This window comes from Nonomuraea sp. NPDC059023 (assembly GCF_042740095.1).
Lineage (GTDB): Bacteria > Actinomycetota > Actinomycetes > Streptosporangiales > Streptosporangiaceae > Nonomuraea.
In genome coordinates this window covers 224,099-249,755 of sequence record NZ_JBHYIO010000012.1, presented here as the reverse complement: position 1 = coordinate 249,755, position 25,657 = coordinate 224,099, and the positions used below count along the sequence as shown (strand labels likewise).

The 25,657-nt window shown below is 68.4% G+C and carries 26 protein-coding genes; 14 read left to right on the top strand and 12 right to left on the bottom strand.

The genetic code is table 11. The features are described 5' to 3' along the window. Positions 1–71 precede the first annotated feature (71 nt). Entirely contained in the window at positions 72–1,460 is a 1,389-nt protein-coding gene (locus ACFWYW_RS22400; protein ID WP_379620905.1) for a DHA2 family efflux MFS transporter permease subunit, read from the top strand. 30 nt (positions 1,461–1,490) lie between these two features. On the opposite strand, the gene ACFWYW_RS22395 is transcribed toward ACFWYW_RS22400, so the two are convergent. The 5 genes from ACFWYW_RS22395 to ACFWYW_RS22375 form a co-directional block, all read right to left on the bottom strand. Beyond that, positions 1,491–2,366, bottom strand: a complete 876-nt coding sequence (locus tag ACFWYW_RS22395; protein WP_379620907.1) for a hypothetical protein — start codon at positions 2,364–2,366, stop codon at positions 1,491–1,493. Positions 2,367–2,416: 50 nt separating this feature from the next. Then, positions 2,417–2,887 carry a hypothetical protein gene (locus ACFWYW_RS22390; protein WP_379620909.1) on the bottom strand — a complete coding sequence of 157 codons (471 nt, stop codon included), beginning with the start codon at positions 2,885–2,887 and terminating at the stop codon, positions 2,417–2,419. A 94-nt stretch (positions 2,888–2,981) separates the two neighbouring features. Continuing rightward, on the bottom strand, positions 2,982–3,938 hold the full coding sequence (locus tag ACFWYW_RS22385) for an HD domain-containing protein (RefSeq protein WP_379620911.1): 957 nt from the start codon (positions 3,936–3,938) through the stop codon (positions 2,982–2,984). Next, on the bottom strand, positions 3,935–4,246 hold the full coding sequence (locus tag ACFWYW_RS22380) for a PadR family transcriptional regulator (protein WP_379641049.1): 312 nt from the start codon (positions 4,244–4,246) through the stop codon (positions 3,935–3,937). The genes ACFWYW_RS22385 and ACFWYW_RS22380 overlap by 4 nt, the downstream gene beginning before the upstream one ends. Positions 4,247–4,349: 103 nt before the next feature. Next, entirely contained in the window at positions 4,350–5,540 is a 1,191-nt protein-coding gene (locus ACFWYW_RS22375) for an ROK family protein (RefSeq protein ID WP_379621058.1), read from the bottom strand. A gap of 80 nt (positions 5,541–5,620) precedes the next feature. Between ACFWYW_RS22375 and nagA the strand changes: the two genes are divergently transcribed. The 7 genes from nagA (at position 5,621) to ACFWYW_RS22340 (ending at position 14,618) form a co-directional block, all read left to right on the top strand. Further along, entirely contained in the window at positions 5,621–6,835 is a 1,215-nt protein-coding gene (gene nagA / locus ACFWYW_RS22370; protein ID WP_379620915.1) for an N-acetylglucosamine-6-phosphate deacetylase, read from the top strand. A 269-nt stretch (positions 6,836–7,104) separates the two neighbouring features. Further along, positions 7,105–7,974: a helix-turn-helix domain-containing protein gene (locus tag ACFWYW_RS22365; RefSeq protein WP_379620917.1), complete on the top strand. Its 870-nt coding sequence runs from the start codon at positions 7,105–7,107 to the stop codon at positions 7,972–7,974. A 325-nt stretch (positions 7,975–8,299) separates the two neighbouring features. Continuing rightward, positions 8,300–9,160, top strand: coding sequence for a TauD/TfdA dioxygenase family protein (locus ACFWYW_RS22360; RefSeq protein ID WP_379620919.1), 861 nt, complete (start codon positions 8,300–8,302; stop codon positions 9,158–9,160). A 109-nt stretch (positions 9,161–9,269) separates the two neighbouring features. Beyond that, complete coding sequence (locus ACFWYW_RS22355; protein WP_379620921.1) at positions 9,270–10,106, top strand: TauD/TfdA dioxygenase family protein; 837 nt, start codon at positions 9,270–9,272, stop codon at positions 10,104–10,106. 44 nt (positions 10,107–10,150) lie between these two features. Continuing rightward, entirely contained in the window at positions 10,151–12,328 is a 2,178-nt protein-coding gene (locus ACFWYW_RS22350) for a carbamoyltransferase (RefSeq protein WP_379620923.1), read from the top strand. Next, the gene (locus ACFWYW_RS22345) at positions 12,325–13,296 is read left to right on the top strand and encodes an amidohydrolase family protein (RefSeq protein ID WP_379620924.1); all 972 of its coding nucleotides are present in this window, start codon (positions 12,325–12,327) and stop codon (positions 13,294–13,296) included. Before ACFWYW_RS22350 ends, ACFWYW_RS22345 begins: the two co-directional genes overlap by 4 nt. Positions 13,297–13,385: 89 nt before the next feature. Beyond that, entirely contained in the window at positions 13,386–14,618 is a 1,233-nt protein-coding gene (locus ACFWYW_RS22340; protein ID WP_379620925.1) for a serine hydrolase domain-containing protein, read from the top strand. 260 nt (positions 14,619–14,878) lie between these two features. Here ACFWYW_RS22340 and ACFWYW_RS22335 read toward each other — a convergent pair whose 3' ends face one another. Next, complete coding sequence (locus tag ACFWYW_RS22335; protein WP_379620927.1) at positions 14,879–15,526, bottom strand: TetR/AcrR family transcriptional regulator; 648 nt, start codon at positions 15,524–15,526, stop codon at positions 14,879–14,881. Positions 15,527–15,606: 80 nt separating this feature from the next. On the opposite strand from ACFWYW_RS22335, the gene ACFWYW_RS22330 reads away from it, so the two are divergent. Together ACFWYW_RS22330 and ACFWYW_RS22325 are read left to right on the top strand one after the other, a co-directional pair. After that, positions 15,607–16,557, top strand: coding sequence for a zinc-binding dehydrogenase (locus tag ACFWYW_RS22330; protein ID WP_379620929.1), 951 nt, complete (start codon positions 15,607–15,609; stop codon positions 16,555–16,557). Next, on the top strand, positions 16,554–18,077 hold the full coding sequence (locus ACFWYW_RS22325) for an MFS transporter (RefSeq protein ID WP_379620931.1): 1,524 nt from the start codon (positions 16,554–16,556) through the stop codon (positions 18,075–18,077). The genes ACFWYW_RS22330 and ACFWYW_RS22325 overlap by 4 nt, the downstream gene beginning before the upstream one ends. Here ACFWYW_RS22325 and ACFWYW_RS22320 read toward each other — a convergent pair. The 3 genes from ACFWYW_RS22320 to ACFWYW_RS22310 all read right to left on the bottom strand — a co-directional run bounded on the left by ACFWYW_RS22320 (position 18,050) and on the right by ACFWYW_RS22310 (position 19,890). Continuing rightward, positions 18,050–18,412 (bottom strand): barstar family protein, encoded by a 363-nt coding sequence (locus ACFWYW_RS22320; RefSeq protein ID WP_379620933.1) that lies wholly within the window; start codon positions 18,410–18,412, stop codon positions 18,050–18,052. The two genes, ACFWYW_RS22325 and ACFWYW_RS22320, sit on opposite strands and share 28 nt — an antisense overlap. An 8-nt stretch (positions 18,413–18,420) precedes the next feature. Then, positions 18,421–18,834: a ribonuclease domain-containing protein gene (locus tag ACFWYW_RS22315; RefSeq protein ID WP_379620935.1), complete on the bottom strand. Its 414-nt coding sequence runs from the start codon at positions 18,832–18,834 to the stop codon at positions 18,421–18,423. Between the two features lie 105 nt (positions 18,835–18,939). Then, positions 18,940–19,890, bottom strand: coding sequence for a TerC/Alx family metal homeostasis membrane protein (locus ACFWYW_RS22310; RefSeq protein WP_379620937.1), 951 nt, complete (start codon positions 19,888–19,890; stop codon positions 18,940–18,942). A 191-nt stretch (positions 19,891–20,081) separates the two neighbouring features. Here ACFWYW_RS22310 and ACFWYW_RS22305 point away from each other — a divergent pair, with 191 nt between their 5' ends. The 3 genes from ACFWYW_RS22305 (at position 20,082) to ACFWYW_RS22295 (ending at position 22,380) form a co-directional block, all read left to right on the top strand. Continuing rightward, the gene (locus tag ACFWYW_RS22305) at positions 20,082–20,204 is read left to right on the top strand and encodes a hypothetical protein (RefSeq protein ID WP_379620939.1); all 123 of its coding nucleotides are present in this window, start codon (positions 20,082–20,084) and stop codon (positions 20,202–20,204) included. A 79-nt stretch (positions 20,205–20,283) separates the two neighbouring features. Beyond that, positions 20,284–21,168: an RNA polymerase sigma factor SigJ gene (gene sigJ / locus ACFWYW_RS22300; protein WP_379620941.1), complete on the top strand. Its 885-nt coding sequence runs from the start codon at positions 20,284–20,286 to the stop codon at positions 21,166–21,168. Positions 21,169–21,183: 15 nt separating this feature from the next. Further along, positions 21,184–22,380: a cytochrome P450 gene (locus tag ACFWYW_RS22295; RefSeq protein WP_379620943.1), complete on the top strand. Its 1,197-nt coding sequence runs from the start codon at positions 21,184–21,186 to the stop codon at positions 22,378–22,380. Between the two features lie 5 nt (positions 22,381–22,385). Here ACFWYW_RS22295 and ACFWYW_RS22290 read toward each other — a convergent pair whose 3' ends face one another. The 3 genes from ACFWYW_RS22290 to ACFWYW_RS22280 form a co-directional block, all read right to left on the bottom strand. Further along, positions 22,386–23,507, bottom strand: a complete 1,122-nt coding sequence (locus ACFWYW_RS22290) for a hypothetical protein (protein ID WP_379620945.1) — start codon at positions 23,505–23,507, stop codon at positions 22,386–22,388. Further along, on the bottom strand, positions 23,504–23,989 hold the full coding sequence (locus ACFWYW_RS22285) for a SigE family RNA polymerase sigma factor (protein ID WP_379620947.1): 486 nt from the start codon (positions 23,987–23,989) through the stop codon (positions 23,504–23,506). The genes ACFWYW_RS22290 and ACFWYW_RS22285 overlap by 4 nt, the downstream gene beginning before the upstream one ends. An 83-nt stretch (positions 23,990–24,072) precedes the next feature. Further along, the gene (locus tag ACFWYW_RS22280) at positions 24,073–24,795 is read right to left on the bottom strand and encodes a sulfite exporter TauE/SafE family protein (protein ID WP_379620949.1); all 723 of its coding nucleotides are present in this window, start codon (positions 24,793–24,795) and stop codon (positions 24,073–24,075) included. 165 nt (positions 24,796–24,960) lie between these two features. Here ACFWYW_RS22280 and ACFWYW_RS22275 point away from each other — a divergent pair, with 165 nt between their 5' ends. After that, positions 24,961–25,656 carry a thioesterase II family protein gene (locus ACFWYW_RS22275; RefSeq protein WP_379620951.1) on the top strand — a complete coding sequence of 232 codons (696 nt, stop codon included), beginning with the start codon at positions 24,961–24,963 and terminating at the stop codon, positions 25,654–25,656. Position 25,657: the final 1 nt, after the last annotated feature.

The following is a 25,657-nucleotide window of genomic DNA, read 5'->3' as shown; positions in this document are numbered from 1 at the left end:
CTACGCTTTGACATGAACTATGTTCGCCACATAGAACTAAGTTCATGGCTACTGAACAAAGTTCTCCCGTTGTGAAGTCCCTGGTCCTACCGCTGCGCCGGGCCTGGCTCGTCCTCGCGGTCGTGGTCATCGCCGACATCATGGACGTGCTGGACTCGACGATCGCCAACCTCGCCGGGCCCTCGATCCGGGCCGATCTCGGCGGTGGCGACACCACGGTGCAATGGGTGCCGGCGGCGTACACCGCGGCCTTCGCCCTGGGCCTGGTCACCTCCGGCAGGCTGGGCGACCTGGTCGGCCGCCGGCGCCTGTTTCTGCTGGGTCTGGCCGGGTTCACCCTGTCCTCGCTGGCCTGCGGCCTCGCGCCGGGAACCGGGTTTCTGATCGTCGCCCGCGTCCTGCAGGGCTTGTTCGGGTCGGTGATGATCCCGCAGGGCTTCGCTCTGGTGAAGATCGTCTTTCCGCCCGAGCACCTGCGGCGTGCCCTCATTCCCTTCGGCCCGATCATGGGCCTGGCCACGGTGGCCGGGCCGATCCTGGCCGGTTGGCTGCTGCACCTGTTCGGCGGCTGGCGCTCGATCTTCCTGATCAACATCCCGATCGGGGTCGCCGCCTGGGTCTTGGGCGCGTACGTCCTGCCCCGCGACACCGGCGAGGACCCCTCGACCCGTCTGGACCTGCGCGGCGTCGGGCTGCTCACCCTGGCCTCGGCCCTGCTGATCATCCCTCTGGTCCAGGGCCGCGAACTCGGCTGGCCGATCTGGACCTACGCCATGATGGCCGCCTCGATCCCGGTGCTCGCGCTGTTCGCCGCCTCCGAACGCCGCAGCTCCCACCCGGTGATCACGCCGTCGCTCCTGCGGAAGCGCAGCTTCGTCGTCGGACTGGTCATCGTCTGCGGCTTCTACGCGGCGCTCACCGGATTCCAGCTCGCCCTCAACCTGATGCTCCAACTCGGCGCGCACTGGACGCCTCTGCACACCGGCCTCACCCTGATCCCCTGGGCCCTGGGCAGCGCCATCGCCGTCGGCCTCGCCGGGACCTTCCTCGCCGCGCGGCTCGGCCGTACCACCCTGCACCTCGGCCTCGGCATCGCCGCCGCCGGTCTGATCGCACTCGCCTGGACCATCGCCCACGCCCAGAACGGCCTGACCTCCTGGACCCTCGCGCCTGCCCTGCTGATCACCGGCTTCGGCTCCGGGCTGGTGTTCATCCCCGTCTTCGACTACGTACTCGGCGACGCCACCGCCGAAGAGGCCGGCACCGGCTCGGGCATGCTCAACGCCGTCCAGCAGTTCGCCAACGCCACCGGCGCCGCCGCCCTCGGCACCGTCTTCTTCGCCCGAGCCGGCCACGGCTTCTTCGACGCCGGCATCCTCATCACCGCGCTCGCCGCCGCCCTCTTCCTGGCCGCCCTGCTCCTGGTCGGCCTCCTCCCCCGACACGCCCTGGTCGGCTGAGGACGACCAGGGGTCGAAGCTGTCCGGCCGTCAGTCGCGCGACACGACGGCGGCTTGGGCGCGGTCGGTCACCGCGTCGAGCGGGCTCAGGTCCACGGGCGGCGTGAACACGTCGAAGTCGACGACCTCCTCGGCCGGAGGCGGCGTCACCGTCACCTTCGACCCCCAGCCGCCGTAGCGCGTGTCCACCACGTGGTGCTCGAGGCGCTTGACCGTCTTGCCCTTTCCGTCGGGCCAGTCGGCCTTCTCGGTGTACTCGGTGATCAGACGGGCAGGCCTGTGTTCGCGGTCGAGGAGAAGCCTGAAGGAGATCGCCTTGGTGTCGGGGCGGCCGTAGCCGTGTCTCGCCTTGTACAGGTCCTTGAGGGTGAGGGTTCCCCGGTAGTCGCCGGGCTTGGCGACCTTCGCCTTCGCCAGGAGCGTCTTGAGTACCGCCGGGTCGAAGACGTCCACGAGCTGGTCCCCGCGCTGTCCCTCGTTGCCCCAGCTGGTGTTCTTGCCGAATCGGAACCAGTGCTTCCCCTCGGGCAGGGGATGCCAGTCGAACCCCTTCACGTAGGTGGTGCCGCCCACCTCGATCACGCGGATGGGACCGGGGACCTCCTTCGAGCTCGCACCGAGGGTGGCAAGCTGTTCTTCGGTGAACTTCCACGTCGTCGTGAGATCATGGTCCGCGGCCGATGACCTTCCGAAACCGATCACGCCGACGGTACGGGAGGCGAACTCGCCTTTGATCCCGCTGGCCGTGCCGCGATATGTCTCGGCGACCCGGACACCGTACCCGGGGGCGAACTGCTTCTTCAGCGACGTGACCGGGTCGGCGGGGGCGGCGGCCTGCGCCGACCCGGTGCCGGACAGGAGCGCGGCGCCCAGAGCCGCGGCGGTAAGGGCAACGAAACGTTTCACGCGGCCACATACTGCCGCTCCCACGTCACGCGAAGATCACATGATGATGCTCAGCTTCGCTCCCCCGGTGTGACGGACAGCAGCGCCTGACCCTTCTTGATCGACACCAGCCGCACCTCCACCGGAGTGTGCTTGCGGAACGCGAAGGCTCCGCCTCCGCCTTCACCGAGGCGCTGCTCCGAGCCGCCTCCGTGCGGGTACTCCACCCGGTACGTGATCGTGTCCCTGTCGATGGCCACGACCTCGAACTTCGGGTAGTAGAACTTCTTGGCGTTCAGCCGGATCGTGACGGGCTTGGACAACTTCAGCAGGCAGTCACCGTCGAAGCAGTCCTTGACCTTGGTGGTGGCTTCGCGCGACGGGGACGGTGACGGCGTCGGGGTTTCGGTGGCCGAAGCGCTCGTGGCGGGCGTGCTTGGCGTGCTCGGTGTGGGGGTGGGGGCCGCCGCCTGCCGTCCGGCCTCGGGCGCGGCGCAACCCGCCAGGGCGCACATGGCGAGCACGGGAAGGAGTTTGCGCATGCTGTGTCGTCCCTATCGCTCAGGGTGACCGGCGTCGGGCGAGCGCCGGTGCCACACAGAACTACCCGACCGGCTCCGGGAGGGGTCCCCGCCGTCAGGCGGGCTCGTCGGTGAGGCCGAGCTTCTTGCGCAGGCGGGTGAGGCCCGCGTGGAGGACGGGCGGCACGGTGATCGCGATGACCGCGGCGTCGCCGAGGCTGTTCTTCGCGGACTCCACGATCATCCAGCTGAGCAGCACGGTCAGCGGCGTCCAGGTACGCACATCCGTCCGCAAGATCCAGCGCAGAACAGTCAGGACATGGCCGGTCAGCGCGCCCCGTGCCGGCCGCCGCAGGATCAGAGCCAGGGCGGGCACGCCGAGCGCCAGCCCGAGTACGAACCGGGTGCGAGCCCGACGGTCCGGTAACACGTCAAGCTCGCCGAGCCATTCGTCCAGATAGCTCGCCCTGACGGCCGCGGGCAGGAGCAGCGCGCCCAAGGCGAGCACCTGATACCTCGCCCCCGCGTCTCCCGGCGGCGGGATCAGGCAGTCGCGTGCGATCGATTCGAGTTCGTCCGCGATGGCCGGCAGGCCGAGGCGTCCGGCGAGCGGAGCCGTGACGTTGACGACGTCCTGGCTCTTCAGACGCTGTTTCTCCTGGTCGAGGTATTGGATGGTACGCATGTTGTGCAGCCGGTCGAGCACTTTCAGGGCAAGGACACGCTCGTCCGCGGTGGCCGCCTGCACGTGCCCGTGGTCGAGTTCGGTCAGGTTCTGGACCATCGTGGTGATCTCATCACCGAACTCCGCGCGCAGCCGTACGGCGTCGCACCAGGTGTCCTCGATCACATCGTGGAGCAGGGCGGCGCAGACGGTGGTGCTGTCCAGCCCGGCGTCGATCGCGATCTCCGCGACTGCGACGGGATGGGTGATGTACGGCTCGCCGCTCTTACGCAGCCGGCCCGCATGGCAACGCGCGGCGAACTCGTACGCACGCCGGATTCGGTCACGTTCCGTAGCGGTGAACTCGGCGGGCAACCGAGCCAGCAGCGGCTCTATCAACCTGGTCATGACGTCGCCGGCCGAGGGTCCATGGCCGGTCCGCGGGAGCGCTCGGCGCGGTCGAGAGCGGCGCGGGCCCGGAGCGCGCCCTGCTCGGTCAGCCTGTAGTAGTACCGGGCGCGGCGGCCCTGGGCCAGATGTTCGGCCGCGGGCTCCTTGTCGCGTTCGATCCAGCCGAACTCGCGCTCCAAACGGGCGAGGATCGGGTAGATGGTGCCGCTGGGCTGGCCCGTCTTCTCGCACAGTTCCAGCCCGTAGCAGCGCTTGGCGGGGTCGGACAGCATCTCTTTCAGCACGAGCATCGTCTGCAGGGTCATCCGTGGACCGTCCCTCATATGTCGGACTCTAGACATCAACTACGGACAGTGACATTGCCTCGCGAGTGACAACCATGTGGCCCTGCGCCGGAGTGGTCTGGCTTCATGGCGGGTCGGTGCGCAGAAAGGTGCGCGGTTGGCTCAGCAGCGGAGCGAAGGCTCTTTCGGCTGCGCCCACGAGAGTGGCATGGTGAAGATCGCCGGTGACGATGTCGATCTGGCCGGCGCGGGCGACGGCGGAGGACGCCATCAACCCATCGCGTACGAGGTCCTTGGTGGCCCGATACAGGTCGGCCAGAAAGCCCATGAGAACCACGCGCTCCGGGGCGAGCGTGTTGACGAGACTGATCAGCCCCGTCACCAGATGGCCGGCGGTGAGGCGGATCGCCTCCTGTGCGGCACGGTCACCGGCCGCGGCGTCATCGAAGATCTTGGTGACGGTGTCTTCATGGCCGGGGTGGTGACGCCGACCGGCGGCACGTAGCAGGGCACGCGGGTCGGCGTACATTTCCAGGCAGCCGCGCGCACCGCACGGGCATCGCAGTCCCCCCGGCTCGACGATGATGTGGCCGGCTTCCATGGCGTGGCCGCCCCCGGTGAGCGGTACGCCCGCGTCGATGAACCCGCCGCCGATGCCGACCCGCTCGCTGCTCAGGGCCAGCATGCTCGCGGCGCCGCGCCCAGCCCCGTAACGGAACTCGGCCAGGACGGCCAGCGTGGCGGAGCGCCCCACGGCGACTGGGACGCCGATCGGCGACATGCCGCTCAGTTGCTGCGCGAGAGGCACCTGGTTCCAGCCCAGATGCACGGCGGACCGGACGAAGCCATCAGATTCCCTGATGAAGCCCGGCATCGCCACGCATATCCCGGCGCATCGCCGCTCAGTGCGCCGTACCGCATTCGCGACCGCGTCCGCCAGTGCCGGTATGAGGGTGGCGGGCTCCATCGCAGAGGCGTCGAGAACGTGCTCGCGAACGTGACCGATCCGGCGATCCAGACCGACGAGGCCGACCGTTACTCGGTCCGCGCTGAGCTGGACGGCGACGGCCACGGGCCCGTCGGGATGCACCTCGACGACAGGAGACGGCCTGCCCCGTCCGGTCGGGGACCCGCGTGGCGGTTCACTGATGCGGACCAGATCCAGCGCGGTCAGGTCCCCCAGGGCGGTCCCCACCGCACTTGCGGCCAGGCCGAGTTCGGCCGTGACCGCGGCGCGGGTCAGCGGGCCACGTCTGTGCAACAGCGTCAGGACGCGTCCTGCCGCCGACCCGCTGTCGCCACCCGGCACACCCATCACAGCCAAGAGTCCTCCGTGTTAGATTATTTTCTCCTTGAGAAAATAATAGGCGATGCGCACACCAGAAAGAGAGCCCGATGGTCATGATCCTCGTCAACGCCCGAGTAGTGACGCCCGACCGGCTGCTGAATCCCGGCTGGATCGCGCTGGACGGTCACCGGATCTCGGCCGTGGGAGCTGGGGAGCCGCCCCGATCGGCCGACGCCGAGATTCATGATCTCGGGTTGGACTACGTGCTGCCCGGGTTCGTGGATCTGCACATGCACGGCGGCGACGGAGCGCAGGTCACCACGGAGAATCCGCAGGAGATCCTGCGCGCGATCGCGTTCCACCGCCGCCACGGAACCACACGGACGCTGGCCAGCCTCGTCACCTCACCGGTCGAGGAGATGGCGGCCGCGGCCCGCACGGTGGCCGCCCTCATGCGCTCACCCGACCCGCTGCACCGGTCGATCGCCGGAATCCACCTCGAAGGGCCGTTCCTCAACCCGAACCACCGGGGCGCGCATCACAATGACTACGTCCTCGCCCCGGACGTCAAAGCATTGCGGCACCTGCTCGCCAGCGGCGACGGCGCCGTCCGCACCGTCACCCTCGCCCCCGAACTGGACGGCGGAATGGACCTCGTCCGCGAGGTCGTCGCCTCCGGGGCGGTCGTGGCGGTAGGGCACACCGACGCAAGCTACGACGAAGCACACCAGGCGTTCGAGGCCGGCGCCAGCATGGCCACCCACCTGTTCAACGCCATGCGACCGTTCCACCATCGAGAGCCAGGTCCGGCCGGCGCCGCACTCACCCACGACAACGTCACCTGCGAGCTCATCAACGACGGCGTCCACTTGCACAGCGCGACCACACGTCTCGCGTTCGCCGCCGCCGGCGCGGAACGCATCGCGCTGGTCACCGACGCCACTCCGGCAGCCGGGGTGAACGACGGGCGGTTCAACCTGGGCCCGTTGCCCGTACTCGCCCGCGACGGCAAGGTCACGCTGCTCGACGGGATCACCAACGCGGGCAGCACCCTCACCATGGACCGCGCGGTACGGCACGCCGTGCAGTGCGTCGGAATCCCCATCACCCAAGCCGCGATCGCCGCCGCCACCACGCCGGCGCGCCTGCTCGGGCTGGGAGAACAAACCGGGAGCATCTCGCCCGGCAAGGACGCCGACCTCGTCGTCCTCACGGACGACCTGCGTGTTCGCACGGTCATCGCGCACGGCACGGTCGTTCACGGAACACTCGCGACGGGCGGCGTGTCGCCTCTGCGTCGCGATCTCGATGTCCGGATCTGACCAGCCACCGGGACTCCACCTCCCAGGCGGCTTACGGGGGCATGGATACCAATCGCCCGATGATGTATGCGAGATGGTTCGGCCCTGGAGATGGTGCCGCGGCGGACCGATCGCTCGATGGGGTGAATCCTATGGACTCCCGAACGATTTTCATGTTCTCCTGTTGGGAGCGCACTGAAATGCCCGGCTCGACGCGCTATTTCGCCTAGGCGACGAACCCTCAGAGAGGCAACCAGGTGGTCAGGGAAATAGAAAGCCCGTACGCTTGGATGAGTCCGCGCGACGGTGATCTAATCAAGAGGATCCTCCTCAATTCGGCCGAACGCTCAGCGCGGCGGATGCGCGTTCTAGAATGGGGTTCAGGGCAAAGCACGTTGTCCTACCCCCAAATTCTGGCCGCGCACAACCTGCCTTTTCAGTGGCTCGCCCTCGAATACGACCGCGAGTACTTCGACACCTTCCTGGCCCCCGTCCTGCTTTATCGGGCCGACACGGTCCTGCGATATGTCGAGGACGACAGGAGCCTGCACGGACCAGCCGGAGACGGACGTGCGCATATCGAAGCGGTGTGCTGGAATCGCACCGCACTGCGCCCATCAGAGCGTTCGACGGACCGCGAGGCAGATCTCGACCACTACGTGTCCTATCCCGCCGCTACTGGCCATGGTTTCGACGCAATCATTGTGGACGGGCGCAAGCGACGCCGCTGCCTCATGGCGGCGGCAGATTTCATGGAACCCAGCACCGTTGTCATGCTGCACGATGCCCGGCACCCGCACTATCATTGCGCGCTGGACGGATACCCGGCCTCCCGGTTCATCGGCGACGACCTATGGGTTGGAGCGCAGAGCACCGCTCGACTCAATGATGTGCTCGCCGAGAGAACCACGATGACCGACTCTCTCGGGTATCGGTGGCATTTGCGTGGCGTGATGGCCGAGCGGGAGATGTTCACGACCACCGAACTGGGGCCGCTGCTGGCCGAGCGGGGTGTCATGTTGTCCCGTGAGCAGGTCCACCGGCTTTTCACCGGCGTTCCGGAACGGCTCAACCCCAACCTCCTGGTGGCACTGTGCGACATCCTGGACTGCCAGGTCAGCGACCTGATCGAGCCGGCGCGGCAGGCGTATTCACACTAACCGGGATATGCGATTCTGCTTTGCTGTTTGAAGGTCGCGCCACGGATTTCTCGTTCCTCGGCAATGTTGCCGCACGGCACCGGAGCGTGAATCCGCATGAACAGTGCGTGGTGCCCGGCGAGCACAGCGTAGCGTGCGCCCGACCATAAATCCGGTCTCGTCGAAACCGGGCGATCCGCGCCGCCCGGGAGGCCTGGGAAGCGACGTCGGCGCTCCGGCGACCGTTGACATGGATCCCACAGTAGGCTTCTCTTACTTTTACCAGTGTGCCACGTTAACTGGTCTCGCTACGACATTGGTTCCACCAACGGCGTAAGGAGAGAACGTGTCGCTGGACTTCTCAGCCCTCCATGGAAAATTTGTCGTGGAAGTTACCGGGCGGACCGGTAGATTGCTGGCCGGGCGCGATGGATACGCAATCAAACAGGCACTCACTACTTACTCGGTCGCGGTGATCAGGGGTCTGGAACTGGTCCCGGCAGAGCAGGTGGCGCTAACCCGGTTGCTGGGGAAACCCGAGGTTGTGACGGACCTGCGCAACCACCACCCCGAAAGCAAGGACATCCTGGTCGTCAACAATTCGAGCGCCACCCCCGTGGTCGGAAACCGGTGTTGGCACTCGGATCGATCCTTCCTTCCAGAACCGACGCGTTACACGATGTTGCGAGCGGAAGTTGTTCCGCCGCGCGGCGGGGACACCCTGTTCGCCGACATGGTGGAGGCTTATGCGCAGACCCCGGCGTCCTGGAAGGAAGCGCTCTCCGGTGCGGTGGGCGTGCACACCTACGACAGGATTGCCCGCCTGCGCTCCGAGGTACATCGCATGCCCATCGAAGAGGGTTATGAGAAGTTGTATCCTCCCGTGCGCCATCCCGTGGTGCGGGCCCATCCAGAAACCGATACTCCCGCGCTCTATCTGAGCGATCTGTGCCTTGTCGGCATCGAATCGGAGTCCGACGTCTCCGCGCTCATCCATCTGGACAAGCTCCACGCGCATGCCACCGAGGACAGGTTCGTCTACCGTCATCGCTGGCGCGTAGGGGACGTCGTGATCTGGGACAACGCCAGGGTGATGCACCGGGCCGACATGCTCCACTGGAAGCTGCCGCGCGTCCTGCACCGCACCACCACGGCAAGCCCTCCGCCTCGCCCGGCCGCCCCGTACTTGCCGGACGGAACCGGCTGACCACCCTTCCGCACGCACGGAACGCCTCTTCGTGAGGCCCGCGCGCATGCCCACCTGCGGTGCCACGCCGCTTTCCGCGCCCACCGGCGTTCAACCGAGAGGATGTCGAATGACGGCCCCATCAGGTGCCCCGGTCTTCGTGGCGGAACTTCCGGCCGATGATGACCGCCGCTACGATCCCGAGGCGCTGCTGGCGTTGTTGCGGACGTTCGCCGTGGTCGTTCTGCGAGGGATGGAGCTGACCCCCGGCCGGCAGGTCGCACTGACGCGCGGCCTTGGTGAGCCCACGCTCGACCCGGATATGGACAACAGACACCCCGATTCCCCCGAGCTCCTCGTCGTGGACAACAGCGGCGACACACCGGTGGTCGGCAACAACATCTGGCACACAGACGGCTCTTTCCTACGCCGGCCCATTCGCTACACCATGCTGAGGGCGGTCGCGCTGCCGTCGTCAGGCGGCGACACCTTGTACGCCGACCTGCAGACCGCATACGAAAATCTGCCCCCGCAGTGGCGAGACGTGCTCGCCGGTGCGATCGGCCTGCACGCCTACGATCGAATCGCGGCCACGCGGGCCGACGCCCACAACAACCCCGCGGCGCTGGCCGGCACGTCGACGTACACACCGGTACGCCACCCGATCATCAGAGCGCACCCCGATACCGGAGCCCCCGTTCTCTTCGTCAACGACCTCTGCCTTTCCCGAATCGAGTCCGGCGACGGAGTCCCCGTCGATCTGACCGTGGCGGAGCTGATCGCCCACGCCACCCAGGACCGGTTCGTGTACCGCCATCAGTGGGCGGCCGGTGACGTGGTGGTCTGGGACAACGCCAGAGCTCTCCACCGAGCGGATTTCGCCGCCGAGCTGCCCCGGGTCATGCATCGCACGACCACTGCCGGCGACATCCCGCGGTCCTTCACCACTGCCGGCGAGCCCGCCTGACATCCAAGCTCAGTCGTTCACACGAGACACAAGGTGGGAGCCAAGTGATCGTTCTGGGAAGCAAGCCCGGCCAACATGACGCATGCTTCGCCCTGATCCGGGATGGCGAGCCCCTCTTTGTTTACGAGGTAGAACGTTTCAATCGGGTCAAGCGCGCGACGTCCACGGACCTCTCGGTGCTGTTCGAGGGGCTCGCGGAGTACTCGATCTCCCCCTCCGACGTAGACCTTGTAACCAACTGCATGCACCCCGGCGAACTGGCGAAACGCAAGGCGCTGATCTCGGCGTACATCACCCCGGACAAGGTTGGCGGGATCCATCGTTTTCTCGACTGGCATCTTCCGTCGTGGTACTTGCTTCTGCGCGAGGGAGGCTTTCCGGCCAGCCGGATCGTCAACATCCGCCACCATCTTTGTCATGTGTCTGGCGTCTACTATTCGAGCCCGAGTGATGACGCGGCCATCCTCAGCGTCGACGGTGGCGGTGAGGCGGAGACCTCGATGCTCGCGCACGGCCGGAATGGCCGGATCTCCATCCTCGGGACCACTCCACATCCGCACTCGCTCGGACACCTCTACCAAGGGGTCACCATCTGGCTTGGGTGGGGGTACGGCGAGGAAGGCAAGACGATGGCACTCGCGGCCTACGGCGACCCGCGACGTTTCAGACGACAGCTGGACACGTTCATTCGGATTGATGACCAGGGCCGGTTCTGCTACCTCCCCGCCCTTCGCCGTGGAACGTGCCGGTTCGCATCGACGGAGATCGGGCGCGTCGTCCTGCCACAACTGGTCGGGCCCGGCCGGCGGGACGGCGAGGAAATATCTCAGACGCACAAGGACGTCGCCGCGACCGTCCAAGCGATATGCGAAGAGATCATGCTGAAGCAGGCAAGATTCTTGAAGCGAGAGACCGGCTCCAAGACGCTGCTTCTCGCGGGTGGCGTAGGCCTGAACTCGATTACCAATGGAATACTCGCGACCGAAAGCGGATTCGACCATGTTGTCGCCTATCCGCAGGCCAGTGATGCGGGGACCGCGCTCGGCGGGGCGCTCTACGCCTATCACAACGTCGGCGCCCCCGATCGGCCCCGCCGGTGGCACATGACGCACGCGTACTGGGGGCAGAGCGTCGACCTGGAGAATCTGGACGCGGCGAGCAAGAGCTACCAGGTGAGTGGCCGGCAATCAGCTGACATCGCCGCGGACGCGGCCGAAACGCTGGTCTCCGGCCTTGTCATCGGGTGGGTGCAGGGCAGGTCCGAAATTGGACCGAGAGCGCTGGGGAATCGCTCGATTCTGGCGAACCCCCTCGTGCCCGGTATCAAGGACAAGGTCAACGGCGTCAAGCGCCGGGAGTGGTGGCGCCCCTTCGCGCCGTCGGTCCTTCGAGAGGACGTGAGCACCTACTTCGAGATTGACGGCGACCTCCCGTACATGACCGCGGTCGCCCGCATCAGGGACGAGTGGCGCGAGCCTCTCAGCTCGATCGGGCACGTCGACGGCACGGCGCGCGTCCAAACGGTGACGGCGGAGAGCAATCCCCTCTTCTACCGGTTGATACAGGAGTTCAAGAGCCGGACCGGAATCGGACTGCTCCTGAACACCTCGCTCAACGGCCGGGGCGAACCGCTCGTCCAGACGTGCGAGCAGGCGCTTCGGCTCTATGTGAATTCTGAGCTCGACGCCATCGTCATCGGAGATCAGCTCTTCGCCGACAAGACGAACGCACTCGTCGGGCAGACCCTCATTCCCTATGTGTGGAACATTCGGAAGTTGCCGCGGACGAGACTCCTGGTCGTGCCCGGCGAACTACCGGCAAGCAGGTACGAGCTGCTTCTTCACATCGTGCAGGACAATCCACGGGCGCGCGTTGACATCTCCGGAAACTCGGCGCTGGTGGACGTCATGGCTGCCGCGGGCCAAGAATGTGTCGTATCGGCCCCGGTGCTTGAGCCTGACGACATCGCGGCCGCGTACGATGCGGTGGCTTTCTACGTGCCGTTCCCCGGCGACAAGTGTGTGTTCGAGGAAGAAATCTACTATTCACCGCGCGCCGTGCTGTCGCGACGGATCATGGAGGAAGCCGGCATCCCTGTCTATTGGATCGATTCGAGAGGCGATGTCAATTCCATGCGGGACTCGCTCTATGTCCACCACGAGGAAACTCCGGACCTGGCGATACCGTCCACGTACCAACGGTTCTGGATGCCCATGACGTGACCGAGCCGATTCGGGATCCGGACATACCGATCGTGGACCCGCATCATCACCTGTGGCCTCGGGCGGAGACCGCTACCGGTGGCATGCCGTACTCGGTGGACGATCTGCGTGCCGATGCCCGGTCCGGGCACAACGTCGTGGCCACCGTTTTCGTGGAGTGCCTCACCAGTTACCACACCGAGGGGCCTCGGCATCTCCGGCCCGTGGGCGAGACGGAATGGGTGGCGCGCCAGTCCGTCTCCGGTGGATTGGTCAGCGGCATCGTCGGACACGCGGACCTGAGGTCGCCTGAACTCGCCGAAGCCCTGGACGCGCATCTCGAAGCCGGGGACGGCAGGTTCAAAGGGGTACGCCACACGGTGGCCTGGGATGCGAATCCGGGGGTGTTCGCCAGTCGGAGCAGGCCGCCACCGGGGCTTCTTCTCGACAGTGGCTTCGGGAGAGGGGCGTCCGAACTGGCGCGCCGCGGGCTCGTCTATGAGACCTGGGCGTACTTTCACCAGCTCGCCGACCTGTGCGAGTTCGCACGTTCGCACCCGAGCCTCGTGGTGGTTCTCGACCATCTCGGCGGGCCTGCGGCGACCGGGCCGTATTCGCGACGCAGGGACGAGGTGCTCGGCGAATGGCGTGCCGGCATTGCGGGGCTGGCGCGCGTTCCCAACGTGGTGATGAAGCTCGGCGGGATCGGCATGCCCGCGTTCACCCCTGTCGAGTTCATCGATTCAACGCCGATGACATCCGCCCGGATCGCCGGCTACTGGGGCCCGCACCTTCGCCACTGCATCGACACTCTGGGTCCCGAACGGTGCATGTTCGAAAGCAACTTCCCAGTGGACAGAAGGCTGTGTGCCTACGTCACCTTGTGGAACTCGTTCAAGCTGATCGCCGCACCCTACTCGAGCACCGAACGTGAGTCCCTCTTCGCGGGTACCGCGTGCCGAACCTACGGGATCGGCCGAGAGACTTGACCTTGACCTTAGGTCAAGGCCCAGGCTCATCGCGTGGCCGCTCCGGCAGGGGCCGGACACCAACGATCGCGAGACAAGGGATGACGTTCATGATGGGTAAGAGCGACGGCGGCTTCTCCGAGGCGGGGCTGCGCAGGCTGCGTGAGGTGCTGGCTCGGCATGTCGAGTCGGGGAAGATTCCCGGGCTGGTCGCCCTGGTCAGCCGCGGCGGGCATACACATGTCGAAACGATCGGGACGATGCGCCATGACGGTGGCACGCCGATGCGCCGGGACACGATCTTCCGGATGGCCTCCACGTCCAAGCCGGTCACGATGGCGGCGGCGATGATCCTGCTGGACGAGTGCCGGCTGCGGCTGGACGACCCGGTGGATCCGTGGCTGCCCGAGCTCGCCGACCGCCAGGTGCTCAAGCGGCCCGACGGCCCGCTGGACGAGACCGTGCCCGCCCGGCGACCGATCACCGTACGCGACCTGCTGACCTCCACGTTCGGGCTCGGCTTGGATTTCGAGCTGCTGAACTCCCCGATCAGGGCCGCGACCTTCGAGCGGCTCGACTACAGCGTGGCCTCCGGGCCCGCGCCCGGCCCGGATGAGTGGATGCGCCGCCTCGGCGAACTGCCGCTGTCCTACCAGCCCGGCGAGCGCTGGCAGTACGACCTCAGCAACGAAGTGGCCGGTGTCCTGGTCGCCAGGGTCACGGGCAAGCCGTTGGAGACGTTTCTCCGCGAACGCGTCCTCGACCCGCTCGGTATGAAGGACACCGGCTTCCACGTGCCCGCCGACAAGATCGACCGGCTGCCGCCCCTCTACGGGCCGGACCCGATGACCGGGGAGTTCCACGTGTGGGACGAGGCCGCAGGCGGGAGGATCAGCCGGCCTCCTGCGTTCCAGGGCGGCGGCGGTGGACTGGTCTCCACCGTCGACGACTATCACGCCTACTTCCGCATGCTGCTGAACCACGGGACGCACGGCGGCGAACGGATCCTGTCACGGCCCGCCGTACAGCTGATGACCACCAATCGCCTCGCGCCCGCGCAACAGACCGCCCGCGACGCCATGTACGGGACCATCGCCCACCTGTCGTCCGGTCAAGGGCTGCAGGGCGGTTGGGGGTACGGCATGGCCGTCCGCACCCACCGCGCCGGCCACGCACCCGTCGGCCAGTTCGGCTGGGACGGCGGAACCGGCACCACCGCCTACGCCGACCCCGAACACCAGGTCACCGGAGTTCTGCTCACCCAGGTCGGGATGTCCACGCCGGACTCATCGCGCGCCATCCACGACTTCTGGACCACGCTCTACCAGGCGATCGACGACTGACGGCGAGTCAGTTGTCATCATCCACCTCGCCAGTCGGTGTAGTGCCGGCGCGGTTCGCTCATGTTCCCTCACTTTGGCCGCGAAAGGGCGGGCAGGTCAACGAGACCCCGCCCGCCTTGATCACCGATCGGCTGCCGTCCACGGTGCAGACCTCCGGCTGTTCCTCCGGAAGGAAGTCACCGAAGATCAGCGTCCGCGCGCCGGACGAGCAGTTTGACAACGGAATTCGCGGCCTTTTCGCCCGCGCGACTAAATTTCTGCTACATGGACCAGCGCCGCGACAGCAGATCCGCCGCGGGGGGTGGTCCGGCGAGTGGCGGATGGCCCGGACGGAGTCCGTCGAGGGCGATCATGACCGTGCGATGGCGGGCGGCGCGGGCCTCGTCGAGTTCTTCGGTACGGCCCCTCCGGACCAGATGTTCGACGAGCGACGCCTGCCCGAGCTGCTCGATCAGGAGGTCGACGTCGACGCTCGTCACGTCCGCCCGCAGAACCCCCGCCTCGTGCGCCCGCGCGACCAGCGCGTGCCACAGGCGTTCCGAACGCGTGAACGCCTCGGCCATCTCCTCGGACACGGGAACGGTCCCGGCGAGCGAGCCGAGCGAGCCCCCGCCGAACTCCAGCGCCGCGGACACGTAGTGCACGAGCCCGTCCCACGGGTCGTCCATCCGCAGCCCCTCTTCGGCGGCCTCGATCCACTGCTCCAGGGCGAGAACGCACAGGCGCTGGAAGAACTCCTCTTTGGTGCGGTAGCGGCGGTAGACGGTGGCCATCCCGACCCCCGCCCGCGCGGCGATGGCCGCGACAGAGGCGCGTGACCCCTCGGCCTTGAGCACCTGTTTGGCGGCGATCAGGAGCGCCTGGTCGTTGCGTTCGGCCTCCGCGTGCCGAGGTGCCTTGCGAGCCATGCCACCACCCTACCGTTTGCGGATAGGTCCTCTCCGTTATAGCTTAACGGACAGATGCTATCCGTTTTAGAGGAGTCTTCATGCTGGCGATCATCATGCGCGAGTTCGGCGGCCCGGGCGTGCTGCGGGCGGAGGAGACGGCCGAGCCGGTGCCCGGCCCCGGCGAGGTCGTGGTGGGGGTCTCGTTCGCGAGCGTGACCTTCGTCGAGACGCAGGTCCGTTCCGGCTCCGGCCCGTTCGGCAGGCCGCCACTGCCCCGCACGCCGGGCAACGGCGTCGGCGGGCGTATCACCGCGATCGGCGACGGCGTCGACCCCGCGCTGCTCGGCGCCGTCGTGGTCACCACGACCGGCGGCACGGGCGGCTACGCCGAGTCGGCCCTCGCCCGCGCCGCGGACGTCGTGCCGGTGCCTGCCGGGGTCGACCTGCGCGACGCGGTGGCGCTGCTGGCCGATGGCCGTACCGCGCTGCTGCTGACCCGGGACGTGCCGCCGCGGGCGGGCGAGAGCGTGCTGGTGGAGGCCGCCGCGGGTGGCGTGGGCAGCCTGCTCGTGCAGCTGGCCGTCGCGGCCGGGGCCCGCGTGATCGGCGCCGCGGGCGGCGCGCGCAAGGGCGAGCTGGTCGCCGGCCTGGGCGCGGAGTTCGTGGACTACACCCGCCCCGGCTGGGCCGGCGGGCTGGGCGAGGTCGACACCGTCTTCGACGGCGTCGGCGGGGCGATCGGGGCGGCGGCCGCGGGCGTCCTGCGTACCGGCGGTCGCATCAGCGTGTACGGCATGGCCGCCGGCACCCCCACCGACCTGCCCGACGACGTGGTCGAGGCCCGCTCCATCCACGTCCACGGCCTGACCGGCGCGCCGAGCCCGGAGGAGAACCGGGCACTCATCCGCCGCGCGCTCGACCTGGCCGCCGATGGCCGATGGCGGCCCGTGGTCGGGCAGGCGTACCCGCTCGCCGAGGCCGCGGCGGCGCACGCCGCGATCGAGTCGCGAGCCACCCTCGGCAAGACGCTCCTGAAGGTCGGCGCGTGACGGTCCGCACTCCCCCGGCGCGGGCCGGGACGCGCGAGTGGATCGCGCTGGCCGTGCTCGGCGTCCCCGCGGTCCTGGTCATGATGAACATGTCCGTGCTCTACCTGGCGCTGCCGACGCTCGCCGCCGATCTTTCTCCCGACGCCGCCGCGCAGCTGTGGATCATGGACATCTATGGGTTCATGGTCGCGGGCTTCCTCATCACCATGGGCGGCCTCGGCGACCGTTACGGCCACCGCCGCCTCCTGCTCGCCGGCGCCGTCGTGTTCACCGCCGGTTCGATCATGGCGGCCTGGGCCGGTGACACCGGTGTGCTGATCGCCGCGCGCGCGATCCAGGGTGTGGGGGCCGCCGCGCTGGCGCCGAGTTCGCTGGCGGTGATCCGCCGGTTGTTCGCCGACCCCGGTCAGCGGCGGTTCGCCATCACCGTGTGGATGCTCGCCTTCATGGCCGGCGGCGCCCTCGGGCCGCTGGTGGGCGGGACGCTCCTGCAGTTCTTCTCCTGGGGATCGGTCTTCCTGGTCGCGGTTCCCGCCATGGTGGTGCTGGTCGCGGCGGCGCCGTACCTGCTGCCCGAGCACCGCGCGCCGGACGTCCGGCGGATCGACGCGGCCGGCGTGGTGCTGTCGTTCCTCATCCCGCTGTCCGTCGTGTACGGCGTCAAGCGGCTCGCGGCCGACGGCTTCACCGCCGTCGCGGCCGGAAGCCTCGCGGCCGGGTTGGTGCTGGGCGTCGTGTTCGTGCGCCGGCAGAATCGGGCGGCGGCGCCGCTGTTCGATCTCTCACTGTTTCGGGTGCCGGCGTTCGCCGTGTCCGTCGGCGGCATGGTCCTGGTCGGGATCGTGCTGTTCGGGACCAGCCTCCAGACCTCGCAGTACCTCCAGATGGTTTTGGGCTACTCGCCGTTGACGGCGGGTCTGTGGCAGCTCCCGACCGCCGTGTCGGGCACGGTCGTGGCGCTGTGGGTGTCCGGTCTCGCCGCCCGCGTGCGTCCGGCCCTGCTGATGAGCGCGGGCGCGGTCCTCGCCCTGGCGGGTCCGGTACTGCTCACGCAGGTGGACCGGGAGCCGTGGTTCCTCGTCGGCGGATCCGTGCTGCTGTTCGCCGGCCTCACGCCGTTCATGGCCCTGGGCACCGGCCTGGTGCTGGGCGCGGCGCCGCCCGAACGAGCCGGGGCCGCGTCGGCGATCTCCGAGACCGGCGCCGAGCTGGGCGGGGCGCTCGGCATCGCCCTGCTCGGCAGCCTCGCCGCGGCCGTCTACGGCCAACGGCTCGGCGACACCCTGCCTGCCGGGCTGCCTCAAGGCGTACCGGGGCGCGGCGACACCCTGGCCGAGACGCTGCAGCACGCGGCCGCACTCCCCCAGCCGCTCGGCGGCGCGCTCGCGGAGAGCGCCAGGGACGCCTTCACCCACGGCATCCACGTGCACGCGCTCGTGGTCGCCCCGCTGCTGGTTCTTCTGGCGGCCGTCACAGCACTGGCCCGCAGCAGTCAGGACAGTGCGGCGGTGACCCGCTGACGGAGCGCGTACTCCTGGTCCTGGCCGGTACGCAGCGTCACGGTCAGGCCGGACTCGGCGGCGTCGGAGAAGACGGCCAGCAGCGTCGCGAACCGCCCGGGAGCCTCGGCACTGAGCAGGTCCTCGGCGTGCTCCACGACCAGGGCGACCGCTCCGGCGTCACGCAGGCAGTCCGACAGCGCGTCCCAGTTGTGGCCGAAGTAGTCGGGAAAGCGCAGCACCCGCGCCACCTCCTCGAAAAAGGCGGCGCGGGTACGGCAGAGCCGCCCATCCAGCACGGCCGGCGCCGGATCGGCACTCACGGTCAGCCAGCGCGGCAGAGGAGGTGCGGTCATGGAAGTCCCTAGAGCCGGTAGAAGTCGGTGTAGTGGTTGGGCGAGAACCACGTCACGCCGGTGCTGCGGTTGACGACGATCCGGTACGCGTCACGCGCCGCGCCCCGCGTCCGGGAGTACACGTCGTACTCATGGTAGGTGGCGCCGCCGGGGAGCTGGCCTTCGCGGTTGTAGAAGCGTCCGCCGGCGAAGTTGTGCCGGCCGTCCGGCCAGGAGTACCAGGTCCTGGAGGTGGGGTAGCCCTTGGAGGCCCAGATCGACTTGGCCGTGCGCGCGTCGGCGCACCGCGACATGGTGCAGGAGTTGTAGACGGCGGCGTGGGCGGGCGCGATGCCGGCCACGCCGATGAGGGAGGCGAGGGTGGCGAGGATGACGGTGAGCCTCACCGGCCAGAAGGGTCCGGGGCGGGGCTGAGTGGGCACGAAGCCTCCTTGCGGGGGATGCGACGGACACTCCCATCGTCACCACTCGAATGAGTCCATAAGGGCTAAAGACCGTCAACGGTTGGTGAACATTCGCGCCACCGGTCAGCGGCGGTTGGCGTACAGGCTAGTGAGGGTGACGACGGCGAGCACGGCGACGATGACGCCGAGCGAGACGAGCGTGGGGATCTGCGGCACCCCCGGCCAGATGCCGTGGGCCCAGTGCAGGATGAGCTTGATCCCGATGAAGGCCAGGATGAGGCTGAGCCCGTGGTTGAGGTGGCACAGTTTCGTGAGCGCGCCCGCCAGCACGAAGTAGAGGGCGCGCAGGCCCAGCAGGGCGAAGGCGTTGGTGGCGAAGACGAGGAACGGGTCCTGGGTCACGCCGTACACCGCGGGGACGGAGTCGACGGCGAAGACGATGTCGACCGCGAAGATGGCGACGGCGGCCAGCGCCAGTGGGGTGAGGGTCCGCGTGCCATCCTCACGGACGATCAGCTTCGAGCCGCGGTAGTCGGGCGTGACCGGGACGAAGCGGCGCACCAGCCGGACGGCGGGCAGGGAGCAGACGTCGATCTCCCGGTCGCGTCCGCTCAGCGCGTCCTTCATGACCTTCCCGGCGGTGACCAGGAGGATCACGCCGAACAGCAGGAAAGCCCAGGTGCCGCTGCGCAGTGCCGCGGCGCCGAGCATGATGAACACCACGCGCAGCAGCAGCGCGCCGATGATGCCGTAGAGCAGGACCCGCCTGGCCAGCTCCGCCGGGACCGCGAACGCCGCCAGCACCAGCATGAACACGAACAGGTTGTCGACCGACAGCGACTTCTCCACGACGTAGCCGGTGAGGAACTCCACCGCCACGGTGGTGCCGAAGGCGGCCCACAGACCGGCGCAGAAGGCCAGCGGCAGCGCCAGATAGAAGGCCGACCAGGCGAGCGCCTCGCGCATGCCCACCTCGCGCGGCCGCCTGGTCAGGACGAGATCGATCGACAGCAGCAGCACCAGGGCGGCGACGGTGGCCGACCACAGGGGCAGCGAGGCGATCGATGTGGACACGCGGCCTCCTCGAACGTGCTCGGCGTTCGAGGTCTCCTTCACCCGCACCTGCGGGCGGCTGCCCGGGGACGCTGCCAAGGTCCGTCTTGACCGGGTCGGCGCTTGAGAAGTACTCCCCTCGGGACTGCCAGGCTATCAAGCCGTTGACCTGGCGATACTCCCGGGAAGATAGTGGAAGGTGCACAAAGGGGGTGATCCGTCTGTCGATCACCACGTTGCTGGAGGTTCTGTTCGGCATCCTGCTGGTGTTGTCAACGATCATCACCATCGGCGTGCTCTGGACACCTCCGCCACGCAAGCACAAACATCGCTGACCTATCGGGGGCCGACCTCACATTTGATCGCGCTGTCCTGTCGGACAAGGAAAGACGCGATCAAAGGAGCCGACGAGCGATGACCCTCCAGCCCGAGCCGATCATGGCCGAGCGGCGGCAGCTGATCAATCTCGCCTACCGGCTCCTCGGTTCCCTGGCCGACGCCGAGGACGTCGTCCAGGAGACCTACGCCCGCTGGTACGCCATGTCCGGCCAGGAGCGGGAGGCCATCGTCGTCCCCGGCGCGTGGCTGACCAAGGTCGTCAGCCGCCTGTGTCTCAACGTGCTCTCCTCGGCGCGGGCCCGGCGCGAGACCTACGTGGGCGAATGGATCCCGGAGCCGCTGCCCGAGCCTTCGGAGCAGGTCGGCGGCATCGCCGTCGACCCGGCCGACCGGGTCACCCTCGACGAGTCGGTCAACATGGCCTTCTTGGTCGTGCTCGACGCGATGACTCCGGCCGAGCGGGTCGCGTTCATCCTGCACGACGTCTTCCGCTACCCCTTCGCCGAGGTGGCCGAGATCGTGGGCCGTACGCCGGCGGCCTGCCGTCAGCTGGTCTCCTCGGCCCGCCGCCGCATCCATGCCGAGCGGGCCCCCGCGACCCCGGCCACCCACCAGGCCCGCATCGTCAGGGACTTCAAGCGGGCCTGGGAAGACAAGAACATCGACGCCCTGGTCAGCCTTCTCGATCCCGGCGCCACGGCGACCGGCGACGGCGGCGGCGTGGTCTCGACCGTTCGCCGCCCGCTGGAGGGCGCCGAGCTGATCGCACGCTGGCTGGTCCAGCTCGAAAACAGGTCCCGCGACCTGACGATCGTGGAGCGCACGGTCAACGGCCGGCCCGGCCTGATCGCCCTGCGGGGCGGCGTCACCGTGTCGGTGGTCGCGTTCGACGTGGCCGACGACCGGATCACCCACATCTGGGCGATACGCAACCCCGACAAACTCCGCCCCTGGCTATAGGAAGGTCTCACAGAGATGACCCATGCGACGCAGTTGCCCCCGCACATGCGGCGAAACGGGTTCGACCCGGTCAAGGAGCTGTCCCAGGCGCGCGACGAGCAGGGGGTGATCCGGGTCGACATGCCGTTCGGCGGGCCCGCCGCCTATCTGGTCTGCCGTCACGAGGACGTCCGGCGGGTGCTGTCGGATCCGGCCCGGTTCAGCAGTGCCCTGACGCCGTTCCCGGGTGCCGATCAGGTGGACGCCGAGGAACGCGTCAAGATGCGGGCCGGGCAGCTGATCGGGTTCGACCCGCCGGAGCACACGCGGTTGCGCCGGATGCTCACCCCGGAGTTCACGGTCCAGCGGATGCGCAGGCTGGAGCCGCGCATCACCGAGATCGTCCAGACGGCGCTGGACGACGTGGAGCGGGCCGGCAAACCCGCCGATCTGATGGCGCACTTCGCGTTGCCGGTGCCGTCGCTGGTGATCTGCGAGCTGCTGGGCGTGCCGTACGCCGACCGGGCCTCCTTCCAGGAGCGTTCCGTACGCCTGCTGGATCTGTCGCTGCCGATGGATCGGCGGGTCGCGGCGCAGCGGGAGGACCGCGCCTACATGGCCGAGCTGGTGAAGCGCGCGCAGGCCGACCCGGGCGAGGACATGCTCGGCATGCTGGTACGCGAGCACGGCGACGAGCTCAGCACCGACGAACTGGTCGGCGTCGCCGGACTGCTGCTGCTGGCCGGGCACGAGACGACCTCGAACATGCTCGGCCTGGGCACTCTGGCCCTGCTGCGCGACCCGGACCAGCTCGCGCTGCTGCGTGAGGACCCGGCCCGCGCCGAACCCGCCGTCGAGGAGCTGCTGCGCTGGCTGTCCATCTTGCAGGCACTGCCGCCGCGCACGACCACGACGGAGGTGGAGGTCGCCGGACAGACCATCCCGGCGGGCTCGCTCGTGATCTGCTCGATACCCGCCGCCAACCGCGATCCGGCCTTCATCGACGATCCCGACACTCTCGACCTCACCCGGGGGGCCGCCGGCCACGTCGCCTTCGGCCACGGCGTGCACCACTGCCTCGGAGCGCCGCTGGCACGGATGGAGATGCGCATCGCCTTCCCGGCCCTGCTGCGGCGCTTTCCCGGCCTGGCGCTGGCGGAGCCGTACGAGGACGGGGATTTTCGCGCCTTCAGCATCGTGTACGGCCTGCACACGCTCCGCGTGACCTGGTGACCAGATCAGCCCGGACGCAGGGAGTAGGCGCTCACCGCCTCGGGCAGTTCGGCGAGGCGCGACAGCGCGCCGGTGGTGATGTTCCAGCCCAGCAGCCGGTCGCCACTTTCGACGATCACCGTTTCGTGGCCGATCCAGCCGCGCACGGGACAGCCGCCCTTCCCGCAGGAGGGAAGCAGCAGCGTCCTGACCACCCGCCCGGACGCGATGTCGGCCACCACGACCACGTCGGCTCCCTGCGCCAGGCCGGGGCGGGCGAGCGCGGACCTGGCGACGAGGTCGTCACGCTGCCAGCCGTGACTGCCCAGATCGCCCACCGGCATGCTGCCCTCGTGGGTGAGGTTCTGGACGTCCAGCCGCACCTCCCCGGACCCGCGCTCCTGAAGGACCGTCCAGCCGCCCTCCTCGGGCGAGACGATCCTGAGGTCGCGGTAGCCCGCCACACCCGTGAATCCCTTGTACGGCTGCCGCCGGACCTTCCCGGTGGCCAGGTCGAGCAGGTAGTTGGCCTTTTCCTGCTCGACCAGGAGCTGCTCGCCGCGCCAGAGCACGACCTCGTTGAGCCCCGGCACCGGGTAGCGGTGGCTCTGGCCGATCACGAGGTCGACGACGACCACCGCGTCCTTCTGCGGGAATGCGGCCCGTGTCCCCTCGGGGGCGAGCGCGTTGGGGCTCAGCCGCGTCGCGCCGTTGCCGGAAAGCGCGATCCGGCCACCGGCCTTCATCAGGTAGATCCGCCCGTCGCCGAACTCGGCCAGCGCGAGGACGGGCCCGGGAGCCGCGTCCACGACGGGGAGATCGGCCCACCTCTCCGGCAGCCCGGCCGCCGCCACGGGCAGTGCCGCCTGCTCGCGGGCGGCGGGCGCCCGGTCCATCGGGACCGACGACGGGGCCGAGGGCGTGGTGGTGACGGCAGGGGTCTCGGTGGTGCCGCGCTCGACCCGCTGCGGGAACGCGGTGATCCCCACCGCGACGAGCGCGGCCACCGCGAGCAGGGCGGCCACCGTCCACCGGCGGCGGCCGCGGCCGCCGGTGCGCCGCCGCCAGAGTTCGTCCGCGTGCGACGACCCCTCCGGCAGGGTCTCGGCGAGGTCCTGGAAGAGCTCCCGCAGTCTCTGGTCCGTCATATCAGCACCTCTTCCAGTTCGGGAGCGACCTCGCGCAGCCGTTTCAGCGCCGCGTGCGTCTGGCTCTTCACCGTTCCGGACGAGACCCCGAGGACCGCGGCGACCTCCCCGACGGGCAGGTCCTCGTAGAAGCGCAGCACCAGCACCGCCCGCTGCTTCACCGGCAGCCTGGCCAGGGCGCGGGCGAACACCACCTTCAGATCCGACGCCCCCGACGGGTCGGGGTCGGGGTGGTCGGGCGGCTCCCCGTAGGCGAACTCCCGCCGCCTGCGCCACCGGGACGCCACGTCCCTGTACAAGGTGGTACGCACGTAGCTGACCGGGTCGGTGTGCACCTTCGGCCAGCGGCGCGCCAGCTTGATGAGGGCATCCTGGAGCACGTCCTCGGCCAGATGCCGGTCTCCGCTGATGAGGATGGCCGCACGGAGCAGCCGCGGGTACCAGGCGGCGACGAAGGCCTCGAACGCCTCGGAATCCGTCATATAGAAAAGACGACTGAGAGGGGGTGAACGGTTGGGTCTTCCATGAAATCCGCTGTTTTCCGGGAGTTTGACAGCGGTGCAGGTCAGCCGTTGAGCGCGCTGGAGAGGGTCACCACGGCGCTGACGAGCAGAGCCAGCAGCACCACCTTGCGGAAGCGATCCGGGTCAATGCGACTAAAGATCGCATTTCCTATGAAATACCCCAATTGCACAACCGGCAGACCCACCAGCCCGATCCAGATCGACTGCTGGGTCACCTGCCCGGCCACGGCGAACCCGATCAGGCTGAGCACGCTGGTTCCCGCGAACACCACCGCGAGGGTGGCGCGGAACTTGGCGGGGTCGTAGCCCATGCCCTGGAAGGCGGCGACCATCGGCGGGCCGTTGGTGCCGGTCGAGGTGGACAGGGCGCCGGAGACGAGGCCGACTCCCACCAGGATGGGGATGTTCCCCTTCACCTTCACGCGCCGCCACACCATCAGCGTGCAGCCCAGGACGCCAATCCCGATCAGCACGGTCAGCACCTGCTCAGAGGTGATCGCGTACACCCAGAGACCGAGCGGCATGCCGAGCACGATCCCGGCCATGGCGATTATGCCCACCCGCCACTCGGCGTGCTCCCGCTGGCGCACGGCGACCGTGACGGTCATGGCCAAGGCGGACGCCGTCGTGGCGACCACAGCGGTGTGCGGGTCGACCGTGAGGGCCAGCAACGGGGTCGCGACGAGCGCGTAACCGAAACCGGTCACCGCGTGCACCGTCGAAGCGATAAGGATGATCACGGCGGCGGCAATCAGCGTCGACACCTGTCACACTTTGCCACAGATCTAGGTTAATGAACCAGTGATGGAGGAAAATCAGCCACTCTTGCGATAAATGGAGACCGCCCGGGATCGGCGCTAAGCTTTGGCAAATAGCTGGTAAGGCATGTCCTCACACTTCGTCAATTGGTGGCAATAGGAGCGAATGACGTGGGTGGTCAGGAGTCTGCGAACTACATCGTCAGCCCGGCACTCGACGGCGGCCCGGCCGTCATCTTCGTCCCCGGCCTGGGCGGCCGGACGAAGTTCGTGGACCAGTGGAACGAACCGGGGCGGTTACCCGTCATCCGCCGGGCCAGCTGGAGCGAGCCGATGAGCGTACCCTCCGTCGACGAGCGGGGCGCGGCGCTGGCGTCCCTCGTCACGACGTCCGGTGCCACGGACGTGGTGCTGGTGGGCCACAGCATGGGCGGTCTGGTCTGCCTGGAGGCGGCCAGGCACCTGGAAGGGCGGCTTCGCGGCACCGTCGTCCTGTGCCAGTACCCGCCGCACCGCACGCCCCTCTCCCCTCTGGCCGAGCTGCCCGACCGGGCGCTGGCCGAGGAGATCGAGGCGCCGCGGCACATCACGGACACGGCGGCCCTGCCGGAGTACGCACGTCTGTGGCGATCCGAGTACCACCTGCTCAACCGCTATCTGGAGGCGGATCCGCGCCCGATGCTGCACACGCCGATCATCGCGGTCGGCGCCACCGGCGACGCGAGCTCCTGCGACACCGAGTGTCTCAACGACTGGAACCAGTACACGACGGACGAGGTGTCGGTCCAGATGGTCGAGGGCGGCCACCAGATGGTCGAGCGGCTCGATCCCGAGACGCTTCGCGAATGGGTCGGAAAGGTTCGCTGAT

Bases quoted from the DNA above. Each gene is read 5' to 3' on its own strand.
- ACFWYW_RS22335 (WP_379620927.1), bottom strand. From the start codon at position 15,526: ATGGCTCGCAAGGCACCTCGGCACGCGGAGGCCGAACGCAACGACCAG.
- ACFWYW_RS22320 (WP_379620933.1), bottom strand. From the start codon at position 18,412: ATGACCGCACCTCCTCTGCCGCGCTGGCTGACCGTGAGTGCCGATCCG.
- ACFWYW_RS22290 (WP_379620945.1), bottom strand. From the start codon at position 23,507: ATGACGGACCAGAGACTGCGGGAGCTCTTCCAGGACCTCGCCGAGACC.
- sigJ (WP_379620941.1), top strand. From the start codon at position 20,284: ATGACCCTCCAGCCCGAGCCGATCATGGCCGAGCGGCGGCAGCTGATC.
- ACFWYW_RS22285 (WP_379620947.1), bottom strand. From the start codon at position 23,989: ATGACGGATTCCGAGGCGTTCGAGGCCTTCGTCGCCGCCTGGTACCCG.
- ACFWYW_RS22340 (WP_379620925.1), top strand. From the start codon at position 13,386: ATGATGGGTAAGAGCGACGGCGGCTTCTCCGAGGCGGGGCTGCGCAGG.
- ACFWYW_RS22365 (WP_379620917.1), top strand. From the start codon at position 7,105: ATGAGTCCGCGCGACGGTGATCTAATCAAGAGGATCCTCCTCAATTCG.
- ACFWYW_RS22330 (WP_379620929.1), top strand. From the start codon at position 15,607: ATGCTGGCGATCATCATGCGCGAGTTCGGCGGCCCGGGCGTGCTGCGG.
- ACFWYW_RS22380 (WP_379641049.1), bottom strand. From the start codon at position 4,246: ATGACCCTGCAGACGATGCTCGTGCTGAAAGAGATGCTGTCCGACCCC.
- ACFWYW_RS22355 (WP_379620921.1), top strand. From the start codon at position 9,270: ATGACGGCCCCATCAGGTGCCCCGGTCTTCGTGGCGGAACTTCCGGCC.
- ACFWYW_RS22375 (WP_379621058.1), bottom strand. From the start codon at position 5,540: ATGGGTGTGCCGGGTGGCGACAGCGGGTCGGCGGCAGGACGCGTCCTG.
- nagA (WP_379620915.1), top strand. From the start codon at position 5,621: ATGGTCATGATCCTCGTCAACGCCCGAGTAGTGACGCCCGACCGGCTG.
- ACFWYW_RS22385 (WP_379620911.1), bottom strand. From the start codon at position 3,938: ATGACCAGGTTGATAGAGCCGCTGCTGGCTCGGTTGCCCGCCGAGTTC.
- ACFWYW_RS22390 (WP_379620909.1), bottom strand. From the start codon at position 2,887: ATGCGCAAACTCCTTCCCGTGCTCGCCATGTGCGCCCTGGCGGGTTGC.
- ACFWYW_RS22295 (WP_379620943.1), top strand. From the start codon at position 21,184: ATGACCCATGCGACGCAGTTGCCCCCGCACATGCGGCGAAACGGGTTC.